The 12,525-nt window shown below is 70.6% G+C and carries 5 protein-coding genes; all 5 read right to left on the bottom strand.

Translation table 11 applies throughout. The features are described from left to right. Positions 1-4: 4 nt before the first annotated feature. Genes J7E87_RS31920 through J7E87_RS31900 form a run of 5 tightly spaced genes read right to left on the bottom strand, consistent with a single transcriptional unit; the run spans position 5 to position 12,478 of the window. Entirely contained in the window at positions 5-1,138 is a 1,134-nt protein-coding gene (locus J7E87_RS31920; RefSeq protein WP_215098111.1) for a cytochrome P450, read from the bottom strand. Beyond that, the gene (locus J7E87_RS31915) at positions 1,138-2,445 is read right to left on the bottom strand and encodes an MFS transporter (protein WP_215098110.1); all 1,308 of its coding nucleotides are present in this window, start codon (positions 2,443-2,445) and stop codon (positions 1,138-1,140) included. Before J7E87_RS31915 ends, J7E87_RS31920 begins: the two co-directional genes overlap by 1 nt. Before the next feature lie 17 nt (positions 2,446-2,462). Beyond that, the gene (locus tag J7E87_RS31910; RefSeq protein ID WP_215098109.1) at positions 2,463-3,521 is read right to left on the bottom strand and encodes an amino acid--tRNA ligase-related protein; all 1,059 of its coding nucleotides are present in this window, start codon (positions 3,519-3,521) and stop codon (positions 2,463-2,465) included. Between the two features lie 3 nt (positions 3,522-3,524). Next, positions 3,525-4,934 carry an FAD-binding oxidoreductase gene (locus J7E87_RS31905; RefSeq protein ID WP_215098108.1) on the bottom strand — a complete coding sequence of 470 codons (1,410 nt, stop codon included), beginning with the start codon at positions 4,932-4,934 and terminating at the stop codon, positions 3,525-3,527. Then, a complete protein-coding gene (locus J7E87_RS31900; RefSeq protein WP_215098107.1) occupies positions 4,931-12,478 on the bottom strand; it encodes a non-ribosomal peptide synthetase in 7,548 nt (2,515 codons plus the stop codon). The genes J7E87_RS31905 and J7E87_RS31900 overlap by 4 nt, the downstream gene beginning before the upstream one ends. Positions 12,479-12,525 lie beyond the last annotated feature (47 nt).

Genomic DNA, 12,525 nt, shown 5'->3' with positions numbered 1-12,525 from the left:
GGCGTCAGGTCTGCGGCCCGCTCACGTCGAGGACCAAGTGATCGAAGCCGCGGAACGTGCGGTTCTTGCGCCACGCGACATCCTTGACCGAGGCTTTGGGAAAGCGCCGGGCGAACTGGGTGAGCAGATTGGCGACGGTCACCCTCGCCAGCGGAGCGCCGACGCAGTAGTGCATGCCGTAGCCGAAGGCGACATGGTCGAACCGGTCGCCGTCCTGGTGGCCTGACGGCTCCGTCGGCAGGTCTTGGGCGTCGAAGAGATCGCGCCCGGTGAGCGAGACCAGGACGAGATCGCCCTCGGCGATCGGGCAGCCGCCCAGCTCGGTGTCCTCGGAGGCCATCCGCGCCACATGTCCTAGCGGCGCGTACACATCCAGTACCCGCTCGACGACGGCCTTCGCCTCCTCGCCCGCCTCCGAGGCCGCGACCTGCTCGGCCAAGTCGTTGCCCAGCATGTACCAGACGGCGAAGCCAATCAGTCCGGCCGTGGTCTCCAGACCGCCGAACAGCACCATGGAGGAGGTGGCCAGCCGGTCCCACTCACCGCCCGTGGCCCGGCTCCAGATGCTCTCGCCTTCCTCATCGGGGGCGTTCTTGATGAACTCGCCCATCTCCTGGAGCGCGGCCTGGGCGTTGACCGCACAATCGCGCCGGTAGGACGAGGCGAGGAAGTCCGCGAGGGCCTTGGCCCAGCGGTGCAGCGTGGCGTCGTCGTCGCCCGGCAGTCCAAGAAGCAGGGCGATGGTACGGGCAGAGATCTTGTCGGCGAGGCCGGTGATGACGTCGAAGTCGCCGGTGGCGCCGGAGGCGGCGAAGGCGTCCAGTTCCTCCGCGACGATGACCTCGATGGTCTCCTCCAGCTTGCGGATACGCCGCGGGGAGAACATCGGCTGGATGGCTCGGCGCGCGACGGTGTGCCGGTCACCGTCGAGGAGTACGAACCACCGGCGCATCGTCTCGATGAGGTGGGAGCACTCCTCGTGCATGTCGGCCGGCAGATAGCTGAGGTTGGCCGCCTCCAGCGTCTCGGACGAGAGCCGCGAGTCCTGGAGAGCCGACTGTGCGGCCTCGCGGCCCCATGCCACCCAGCAGCCGAGCTCGTCGTAGTAGCGGACCGTGGAAGTCTCGTCAGCCGTCATCACGTTCTGTCCTTGTCTGGGAAGTCCGCCATGCTCGCGGCGTCCCCTGCGGCATCGGCGGGTCGGTAGCTGGTGGGGAGGTCACGCTGGGCGCGCATGGGTCCGAGAGCAAGGATCAGCCAGCAGGGGGCGAGGAGACCTGTCGTGATCCACATGGCGGCGCGGGGGCTCAGGGCGTCGCCGAGGAAGCCACCGAGCAGCGAACCGATCGGAATTGTGCTGTGGTTGAGCATCATGGTGGTCGCCACCACCCTCCCCAGGAGCTGGGGAGGGCAGTACATCTGACGGAAGCTGCCCAGGACGACATTGCACGAGACGATGCCGACGCCGATCACGAAAGCGCCGGCCGCGAAGAACAGCAGGCCCGCCCCATCGGACGTGAGGGGCATGAGCAGCGCCCAGGGCCCGGTGAGCAGTTGCATCACCAGCATTCCGCGAGCGGTGCCGAACCGGCGTCCGATGGACGCGGCGAGCATCGCGCCCACGATGCCTCCGAGGCTGCCGGCTGTCAGTACCAGTCCGACCGCTCCGGAACTGATTCCGACGGTGCGCACCAGGAAGACGACCTGCACGGCCTGGTAGCCCATCAGGGCCAGGTTGACGACGGCTCCGTAGATCACCATCGGGCGCAAGTAACGGTCTTTCAGGACGAACCGAAGTCCCTCCGCGATTTGCCTGTGCAGACTCCCGCCCCGGTCGTCGTCCTTGGGTGGTGTCTCCTGCGCGTGGATCGAGCTGAGGCACACCGCGGAGACCAGGAAGGTGAGCGCGTCCACGAGCAGCCCGGCCACCGCGCCGAAGACATGCGCGACCACACCTGCCAGTCCGGGGCCGGCCACACTCGTCCCGGCCTCGCTCGCCCGGAGTTTGGAGTTGCCCTCCAGCAGATCCCGCTCGGCCAGGACGGTAGGCAGGTAGACGTGGTTGGCGGTGTTGAAGAACACCGCGGTCGTGCCTCCGGCCAGTGCGACGACCAGGAGGTGGGTAAAGGTCAGGGCATCGAGCCAGGCCAGGACCGGCACACTCGCGTACAGGACGGCCGACACCACGTTGCATGCGAGCATCACGGGGCGCCTGCGCACCCGGTCCATCCACGCGCCCGCCGGCAGCCCGACCACCAACCAGGGCAGCCAGACCGCCGCGGACAGCAGACCCACCGCCGTGGCATCCGCGTCCAATACCACGACCGCGATCAGTGGAAGTGCCACGGCAGTCACGCTGTTGCCCAGCGTGCGCGCCGTCTCACCGAACCACAGCAGTCGGAAGTCGCGCTGTCGCAGTACCCCGCCGTACTTCGTCTTCTCCATGGAGGTAACCTGCATGATTACGGGCGGATGACCGCAGCCGGGTACTCGGGCGTCTCGTTGAGTCGGGAGATCAGCGGGATGTCCCGGATGTCGCCGTGGCTGAGCACCCACATCAAGAAGCGCTCGACGCCCATACCGAAGCCGGCGGTACGCATGGGGAGCTCCTCCCGCATGCGCACGTACCACGCGTACTCCTGCTCGTTGACGCCGTGCATCGCGATGGACTTGCGCAGGATCTCCGCGTCCGCGTGGCGCTCACCGCCGCCGATGATCTCACCCAGCCCGAAGTACAGGTCGGCGTTTCGCGCCGTCCGGCCGTTCTCGTCGCCGAAGGCCTGGTAAAAGGGCACGCCGAGGGAGTCGAAGTGGTGCACCCACACAAACTCGCTGACCCGCTCCATCAGCAGCCGCTCGCCCTTGCGGGTGAGGCTGCGCCAGGAACCCTCGTCGCGGACGCAGCCCTCCGTGTCGCCGACGATCCGGACCGCCTCGGCGAAGGTGACCTGCTCGAACGCGGAGGCGTGGCCCGCCATGCGCTCCAGGTGCGAGATGTCCCCGCGGGCCGCGGCGAGCCGGTCGCCGTGCTGGTCCAGCACCGCCGTGGCCAGCGCCTTCACATAGCCGTCGACGTACGCGATCAACTCCTCGAGGCCGCAGGGGATCTCGGCCTCGCTGTGCGTGTATTGGTTCAGATGGGTCTCGTCGGGGATCTCACCCCGGTAGGACGGCTGGATGTCGTAGCAGCCCCCCGGGGCAAGCCGGCAGCCGTACTCCAGAGCGAATTGCATGGAGTCGGGCAGGTAGGTGTCGACGCCGAGCACCGAGACCGGCACCGGCTCGGAATCGCTGCCGAGCGCGGTCGGACACGTCACTGTGCGCGTGGTCAGCGGAAACGGCAGGTTGCGCAGGCCGTGGCCGTGTGCGTACTCGGCCGTCGCGGTCCGCACCACGTGGAAGAGGTCGGCGACGAGCGCATACCAGGGAGAGCGAAGAGCCTTGACAAAAGCGTCGGGCTCGTTGCTGTCGTAGACGGACGGCGGGTGGATGATCGACGAGGCGGAGAGGGTCTGCGTCATGGCTCATGACTCCTTGCTGCTGGACTGCTGGTCGTCCGCCAGCGGCGGGATGTTCTGATTGCGGCGCAGGACGTTGCCGGGGTCGTAGGCCTTCTTCACCGCGGCGAGGCGTTCGTGGCGCGCTGCCCCGTACACCTCGAGCACCCGGCCCTCCTTCTCGTCCTGGAGGTAGTTGACGTACGCACCGCCCGTGCTGAAAGGACGTAGGCGCGCGATTCCCTGGCGCGGCCAGGCGGCGTTCTGCGCGTCGCGCTCGGGGTCGGTCCACTGCGAGGAGACGGTGCAGATGTACGGGGCCTCGCGGCTGGGAAACGCCGTGTCGGCGCCCGGCACGTCCGCGATCGCTCCGCGCAGGTACTCGAAATCGATGGAGGACAGCCGTGAGGGCATGTCCCGGGTGATGGCCACGAACTCTCCGGCCTCCGTGGGCGAAAGCTCCTGGAGATAGCAGGACTTGGTGAAGTACCGGTTGCCGTGCGGCTCACCGTGGTCCCCGAGCGCCTGGAGTTCCGCGTACGAGAGCACACGTTCGACGGCACCGGCCGGCGGAGCCGCTTCGAAGAGCGGGGCGGCGCGGGCCGGGCCCTGGGACGGGTCACCGAACCAGGCCACGGTCAGGAAGAGCGCCCGCTGTCCCCGCAGCCCGGCCGGAATCCACTCCTGTTCGCCGGCGAACTTCAGGCAGCCCACGGCATGCAGGTCCAAGCCCTGCCCTTCGGCGAACTCCCTGTAGGCGGCCAGTGCGGCAGGGGCCTGCTCCAGCGCATAGACGCCGACGTGGTGGTGGACCGGGCCGACCGGCCGCAGCCGCAGGGTGAAGCGGGTGACGACGCCGAAATTGCCTCCGCCTCCGCGCAGCGCCCACAGCAGTTCGCGGTGGCTGTCTTCGCCGGCCTCGACCACCGAACCGTCGGCCAGTACTACATCGGCGGCCAGGATATGGTCGCAGGTCAGCCCCCACTTGCGGGTGAGCCAGCCGTAGCCGCCACCGAGCGCGAGACCGCCCAGGCCGGTGTGCGAGACCACTCCGGCCGGGCAGGCGAGGCCGTGCGGGATGGTGGCCGCGTCCACGTCGCGCAGCAGGGCACCGCCGCCGGCGTACGCCACCTGCGCCACCGGATCGACGGTGACCTCGTTCAGCGGGGACAGGTCGATCAACAGGGCGCCGTCCGCGATCGCGGTCCCGGCCACGTTGTGACCGCCGCCTCGTACCGTCACCTCCAGGTCCGAGGTCGCCGCGTAGCGCATGGCCAGGCTCACCTCGGCCGCGTCACGGCAGCGGGCGATCAGGGCGGGGCGGCGGTCGTGCGTGGCGTTCCAGATCCTGCGGGCCTCGTCGTAGCCGGGGTCTGCCGGGTGCAGCCAGTGGCCGGGCAGGGCCCTGGGGAAGGTGTCCGTGCGCTTGGGTGTCACTTGGCTCCTTGCCTGTCCGGCTGCGTGCCCCGGGTCTCGGGGACGCCGGGCATGAGAATTGCGGTGAGGGCCTCGGCGATCAGGGCACGCGGGCCCTCCGCCATGGCTTCCTCGTGTGTGCAGGCGAGCGGGTGCTCCGCCAGCGATCCGACATAGGGCAGCCACGCCTGCGCTGCCGGTCCGTCCGCGTCACGGCCCTCGGTGGCGGTGAAGAACACCGCCTGGCCGTCGAAGGTCTCCGGATGCCACTGCGCCGCGAGCCGGCTGCTGTTGACGCCGGTCTCGACTAGGCGATCGAACTGCTCAGTGTCCACCGGCAGCCGACGCGTGGCCTCGTCACGCAGCCCGGCCAGCCAGTCGGTGAAGTCGCCGGCGTGGGCGGCCGCGTCCAGCGGTTCGGCGGCCAGGGTGGCCAGCAGGGCGAACTCGTCCCACTCGTCCTGGCTCGCGAAGTCCGGGTACGGCCAAGTCTCGCCCGGGTAGGAGTCGACCAGCGCGAGCAGTTCGACCTCCTCGCCGGCCGCCCGGAAGCGGGCCGCGAGGGCGTGGGCGATGTTGCCGCCCAGCGACCAGCCGAGCAAGCGGTAAGGTCCCTCGGCCTGTACCGAGCGGATCTCCTCGGTGATCCGGTTGATCATCGTGAGGAAGTCGGCCGGCATGGTGGAGCCGACGGCGAGCCCGAGCGCCTGGACGCCGTACACCGGGAGCGACTCGGGCAGTTGCCGGGCCAGTCCCAGGTAGCTCCAGGCCAAACCGGTGGCGGGGTGCACACAGAACAGCGGCCTCGCGTCGCTTCCCGCCCGCAGCGGCAGCAGCACCTCGAAGTCCGAGGCTTCGCTTGCGCCCCCGGCGTCGAGGAACCGGGCGGGGGTGGGGTTGCGGAACAGGTCGCTCACCGCCGCTCGGAGTCCGAGTTCCGTGCGGATGCGGGCGATCAGTCGCATCGCGAGCATGGAGTGCCCGCCCAGGGCGAAGAAGTCGTCGTCCACGCCGACTTCGGGCAGTCCCAGCACCTCGGCGAACAGGCTGCACAGCACGTCCTCGCGCGGGGTGCGCGGGGCGCCGTCCGCCGGGCTCGCGCCCGCCTGGGGGGCCGGCAGAGCCTTGCGGTCGAGCTTGCCGTTGATGGTCAGCGGCAGTTCGTCGAGCACGACGAAGAAGGATGGAACCATGTATTCCGGCAGTGCTGCCGCCACCCGCCTGCGCAGGGCCGCGACGTCGACCCCCGCCTCGGGATCGGCCGGCACCGCGTAGGCGACCAGGCGCTTGCCTCCCGGGCCGTCTTCCCGTACGAGCACGGCCGCCTGGGCCACCGACTCGTCGGCCTCGACCGTGGACTGAACCTCGCCCGGCTCCACGCGAAATCCGCGGATCTTGGTCTGGTGGTCGGCGCGGCCGATGAACTCCAGCTCACCGGCGGAGTTCCAGCGGGCCAGGTCACCGGTGCGGTACATGCGCTCGCCCGGTGCCCCGTACGGGTCGGCGACGAACCGCTCCGCCGTCAGAGCGGGGCGCCTCGCGTAGCCGCGAGCCAGGCCCGCGCCCGCCACGTACAGCTCGCCGATCACCCCGGCCGGCAGCAGCCGAAGCCCTTCGTCCAGGACGTACGCCCGGGTGTTGGGCAGCAGCCTGCCGATCGGGGCCCGGCCGCCGCGCGGCAGGCCCTCGCTTCCTATCACCGAGATGGAGACGTCATCCGAGCACTCGGCCGGCCCGTACACATTGGCCAGCGGAATGCCGGGGAACCGCTTGTACCAGCGCGTGACCAGGTCCGGCGGCAGTTCTTCGCCGTGCACCAGCATCCAGCGCAGCCCCGCGCAGTGCTCCACCGTCTTGTCGTCCGTGTCCCACAGGTCGAGCACGGCCCTCAGCACGGCCGGCACGATCTGAATCACGGTCACCCCGTGCTCCGCGATCGACTCCAGCATGGCGTGCGGATCGCGGGTGGTGTCGTCGTCCATGACGTGCACCCGGCCGCCGGCGAGCAGCAGGGTCAGGGTCTGCCAGATGGAGACGTCGAAGGTCAGCGGGGCGTTGAAGGCGATGGTGTCGTTCTCGTCGAGCCCGTACAGGTCGATCACGGCGAGAAGGTGGTTGGACAGGCCCCTGTGCGGGACCAGAACCCCCTTGGGGCGGCCGGTGGAGCCTGAGGTGAAGACGGAGTACGCGAGGGCCTCGGGCGGCACCGGCACCCCGGCCGGAGCCTGCGCGAGGGCCGTGGCGTCCACCGTTGCCGCGGCATCCGGTGCCACCAGGCTCACCCGGTGATCACCACAGGCTGCCACGATCTCCTCGGCTCGGCCGCGCAGTCCGGGAGCGGCCAGCAGGAAGCGGACGTCGGCGTCGCGCAGCATCAGAGCGGCTCGCGCGACGGGGGTGCCCGCGTCCAACGGCATGTAGCCGCCGCCGGTGCCCAGCGCGCCGACCACCGAGGTCACGAACCAGGGGCTGCGCTCGGACAGCACCGCGGTGAGTGCGTCCACGCCCGCGCCGACGGCCGAGAGGGCCGCCGTGACGGCCGCCGCGCCGCATGCCAACTCGGCGTAACCGAGGCGCCCGTGCGCGTCGGAAACAGCCGGCGCCCCGGGGCGCTCGGCGGCCAGCCTGCGGATGTGGGCGGGCAGGTCGACCGGGCTCTCCGCGAGCTGGGGGCCGTTCCAGTCGACGAGCAGCCGGTGCCGCTCGTCCGGGGACAGCAGGTCCAGCTCACCGATCGGGCGGTCGGGATCGGCGACGACTACCTCCAGCAGGCGCACCAGGCGGTCGCCGAGCGCCTTGACCGTGCTCCGGTCGAAGAGGTCGGTGGCGTACTCGAATACGGCCCGCAGCCCGGCCGGGTCCCCTGCGGCGTCGCGCTGGTCCACGAAATCGACCGAGAGGTCGAACTTGGCGGTGTCGGTGCCCAGCGGCCGCATCCGCGCCTCGGCGCCCGGCAGCCGCAGCTCCTCACCGAAGAAGCCGTCGTCCAGCGCCACAAGCACCTGGAACAGCGGGTGCCAGGCCAGCGAGCGCTCCGGGTTGAGCTCCTCGACCAGCCGGTCGAAGGGCACTTCCTGGTGTGCGTACGCCGCGAGGTCGGCCTCCCGTACCCGGCGCAGCAGCTCCGCGAACCCGGGGTTGCCCGAGGTGTCCGTGCGCAGCACCAGGGTGTTCACGAAGAACCCCACGACGTCGTCCAGGCTCTCCTCGGCACGCCCGGCCACGACCGTACCCAGCGGGATGTCCTCTCCGGCACCCGAGCGGCTCAGCACCGTGGCGACCGCCGCCTGGATCACCATGAACAGCGTGGATCCGGTGGTCCGCGCCAGCTCCAGCACCCGTTGGTGCAGCTCGGCGGCGAGCGTGAACTCGACGGTGGCACCGCCGTGTCCGGCCATCGCCGGCCGAGGTCGGTCGGCGGGCAGCTCGAGCTGTTGTGGAAGGCCGTCCAAGGCCTGCCGCCAGTGGGCGAGCTGCCGTTCCAGGGTCTGCGGGCCGGCCTCCTCCTGGGTCCGGCGCTGCCACAGGGTGTAGTCGGCGTACTGCACGGGCAGCGGCGCAAACTCCGGGGCCACTCCGGACAGCCGGGCCTCGTACGCCTGAGCCAGGTCGCGCAGCAGCGGACGCATCGACAGGCCGTCGCCCGCGATGTGGTGCAGCACGACGAGCAGCACGTAGTCGCGCGCGCCCTCGACTGCGGCGTCCGTAACCTCGAACAGCCAGCCGCGCAGCGGGATCTCGACGGTGACGTCGAAACGGTACTGGGCGGCCCGGGCGATCTGCTCGTCGAGCGCCGCCGCCGTTACCGGCACCACCGTCAGCGCTGCCTCGGCCTGATCGGCGGACAGGATCAGCTGATACGGCTCACCCTCCGGCGCCGGGAACAGTGTCCGAAGCGCCTCGTGCCGCGCGAGTACGTCGCCCAGCCCGGCCCGCATGGCCTGCGCGTCCACCCGCCCGCGGAGGTGCAGCGCAAGCGGAATGTTGTAGACGGGGCTCGGACCGTCCACCTGGCCGAGGAACCACAGCCGCTGCTGCGCGTAGGACAGCGGGATCCGCTCCGGCCGGGCCATGGCCGCCAGCGGGGTCCGGGCCCGAAGGCCGGTGCCGTCGCTCGCGCCGAGTGCGGCTGCCAGCGCCGAGACGTTCGGAGCCTCGAACAGTGCGCCGATCCCGACGTCCACCCCGAGCGCGCCCCGGATCCGGGCCACCAGCCGCATCGCGAGCATGGAGTGCCCGCCCAGCATGAAGAAGTCGTCGTCGACACCGACCCGGCGCAGTCCCAGCACCTCGGCGAACAGCGCGCAGAGAATCTCCTCACGCGCGGTACGCGGGCTGCCGGACGCGGCGGTGGCGACCTTGGGGGCGGGCAGGGCCTTGTGGTCCAGCTTCCCGTTGACCGTGAGGGGAAGGGCGTCGACGGCGATGACGAACGACGGAACCATGTACTCGGGAAGCTTGTGCCGTGCCAGTTCCGTGAGCGCTTCTGTGTCCACTCCGCGCTCGGCGTCGCTGGGCACGACGTACGCGACCAGCCGCTTGTCACCAGGCCGGTCCTCCCGTACGAGCAGGGCGGCCTGCGCCACCGACGCGTCGGCGGCCAGCGTCGCGCGGACCTCACCGGGTTCGATACGGAAGCCGCGGATCTTGACCTGCTCATCGGCGCGGCCGACGAACTCCAGCTCACCCGCCGTGTTCCAGCGGGCCAGGTCACCGGTGCGGTACATGCGTGAGCCGGGTCGCCCGTACGGGTCGGCGAGGAACCGCTCCGCGGTCGCCACGGGCCGGCCCAGGTAGCCGCGGGCCAGTCCGTCTCCCGCCATGTACAGTTCGCCGGTCGCGCCGTGCGGCACCGGCCGCAGCCGGGAGTCCAGGACGAGGGCGCGCATGCCGTCCAGCGCACCGCCGATGGGCAGCGGCTCGGGGACCTCGCCCTCGCTCGGTACGAGGAACCGGGTCGCGAAGGTCGTGGTCTCGGTCGGACCGTAGACGTTGACAGCCTGCAGCTGAGGGAAACCGTCCCTCAGCCGACGCATCGCGGCCGCCGAGACGGGTTCGCCACCCGCCCACACCTCCTTCAGCGAGCCGAGCGCGGCAGGCTCCTCCTCCACCATCAGGTGGAAGAGCGAGGAAGTGAGGAAGGCCGCGTGCACGCGCTGACCGACGAGGGTGTCGGCGAGGGCCCCGGTGTCGAGGTCCCCGGCCGGCGCGAGGACACAGCAGCCGCCATTGAGCAGCGGCACCCACAGCTCGTAGGTCGAGGCGTCGAAGGCCGGCGACGAGTGCAGCAGCACCCTCCGGTGCGCATCACTCGCGAACGCGCTGTCCCTGGCCAGGGTGGTGATACCGGCGTGAGTGGCCGCCACGCCCTTGGGCGTACCGGAGGAACCTGAGGTGAACATGACGTACGCGAGCTGGTCGGGCAGCGGTGCCAGGGTCGGCGCGTCGACCCCGCCGACCGGAGCGGTGACCGCGTCGACCAGGACCACGCGGGCCGGGTGCGAGAAGCCGGAGGCGTTCGGTCCGCCGTCGCTCAGCAGCACCTCGGCGCCGGTCGCCGCGACGATCTCGGCGAGCCGGGACGGCGGATAGCGGCGGTCGAGCGGCACATAGGCGCCGCCGGCCTTGAGTACCGCCAGCAGGGCGACCACGTACTCCACGGAGCGGTCCACCATGACCGCGACGGGGCTCTCCGCAGTGACGCCCAGGCTGACGAGACGGGCGGCCAATTCATTGGCCCGCAGGTCGAGTTCCGCGTAGGAGACTTCGCGAGCCCCCGCGACCAACGCCACTGCGTCCGGAGTGGCGGCGGCCACGCGCGCGAACAGCTCCGGCACCGAGGCGGCGGCTGCCCGGGCCGGTGCTCCGAACGCGCGCGCCGGCAGCGCGGCAGCCGCGTCGGGCGCCACCAGTTCCAAGTCTCCCAGCCGCAGCCCGGCATCGTCGGGTACCTGTCCCAGCACTCGGAGCAGGGCAGCGACGAGCCGTTCCACCGTGTCCCGGTCGAAGAGATCGGTCGCGTACTCCGCGAACCCGACCAGGCCCTGTGACTGCCCGTCCAGTGCCTCCATCTGGCGAATGTTGAAACCCAGGTCGAACTTGGCCACAGAGGTGGGTACCTCGTGCATCCGGGCACCGGGCAGAGCCGGCAGGTCACCGTTGCCGACCACGTCGCCGTTGAAGGCGAGGGACACCTGGAACAAGGGGCTCCAGGCCAGCGAGCGCTCCGGGTTGAGTTCCTCGACCAGTCGGTCGAACAGCACGTCCTGGTGGGCGTAGGCGGCCAGGTCGGCGGCCCGCACTCGCTCCAGCAACTCGCCGAAGGGCGGGTCGCCGGACGTGTCGGTCCGCAGCACCAGGGTGTTCACGAAGAAGCCGACGGTGTCGTCGAGGCTCTCCTCGGCACGGCCGGCCACCGGGGTGCCGATCGGAATGTCCTCGCCCGCGCCGTACCGGGTCAGGACAGTGGCCAAGGCCGCCTGGAGCACCATGAAGAGGGTGGAGCCGTTGGCGCGGGCCAGGGTGAGCAGCCGGGCGTGGAGGTCGGCGTCGATGGTGAAGTCGACGCTGGCGCCGCGGAAGGAGCGGGTCGCGGGGCGAGGCCGGTCGAAGGGGAGCGGCAGCCGCTCGGGCACACCGGCCAGGGTCTGCCGCCAGAACTCCAGCTGGGTGCCGAGGGCACCGGACTCGGCGGCCTCCGACTCACGCTGCCACACGCTGTACTGCGCGTAGCGCACGGGCAGAGGCGCGAACTCGGGGGCAGCGCCTGCCAGCCGGGCCGAGTACGCGTGGGCCAGGTCGCGTATCAGTGGCCGTACCGACCAGCCGTCGCCCGCGATGTGGTGCAGCAGGAGCAACAGGACATGCTCGGCCGGCTCCTGACCGCCCTCGTCCTCGTTTTCGTCTTCCAGGGTGAACAGCCAGGTCCGCAGCGGGGCGTCGGCGGTGATGTCGAAGAAGACCGACCCGGCCGCCGCGGACAGGGTCCGGTCAAGGGCGTCGCGCCGTACGGTTGCCGCGGTGAGCGCCGGGCGGGCCGCGTCCGGATCCAGCACCCGCTGGAACGGCGTCCCGTCGTTCTGCGGGTACACCGTGCGCAGGGGCTCGTGCCGAGTCACCACATCGGTCAGCGCCGCTTCCAGCGCGGCCGGGTCGACGGGACCGCGCAGCGCGATGCCCAACGGCATGTTGTAGCGCGGGTTGGGACCCTCCAATTGCGCCAGGAACCACAGGCGCTGCTGGGTCAGGGAGAGCGGAATGCGGTCCGGTACTACCACGGCCGCGGGGGAGGTATGAGCGGGGGACGTCGCGGCGGAGCCGGCCAGGGCCCGTGCCACGCCGGCGACGGTGGGAGCCTCGAACAGTTTGCGGATGTGGATACGTGAGCCGAGGACGGCCCGGATGCGGCTGATGAGCCGCATCGCCATCAGCGAATCGGCGCCCTCTTCGAAGAAGTTGTCGTCGACGCCGATCCATGCGACGCCCAGAACCTCGGCGAACAGACCGCAGAGGATCTCTTCATGCGGTGTGCGGGGCGCGGAACCCGTGGAGGGCGAGGAAGACACAGGAATCCCCTTCGTAGCGATGGTGCGGAAGCAGTGGTTTCGGGATG

It is taken from the genome of Streptomyces sp. ISL-1 (assembly GCF_018614585.1).
GTDB classification, from domain to species: Bacteria; Actinomycetota; Actinomycetes; order Streptomycetales; family Streptomycetaceae; genus Streptomyces; species Streptomyces maoxianensis.
Note: the sequence above shows the minus strand (reverse complement) of the source record. Positions and strands in the feature narration are given on the sequence as shown.

Bases quoted from the DNA above. Each gene is read 5' to 3' on its own strand.
- J7E87_RS31920 (WP_215098111.1), bottom strand. From the start codon at position 1,138: ATGACGGCTGACGAGACTTCCACGGTCCGCTACTACGACGAGCTCGGC.
- J7E87_RS31915 (WP_215098110.1), bottom strand. From the start codon at position 2,445: ATGGAGAAGACGAAGTACGGCGGGGTACTGCGACAGCGCGACTTCCGA.
- J7E87_RS31910 (WP_215098109.1), bottom strand. From the start codon at position 3,521: ATGACGCAGACCCTCTCCGCCTCGTCGATCATCCACCCGCCGTCCGTC.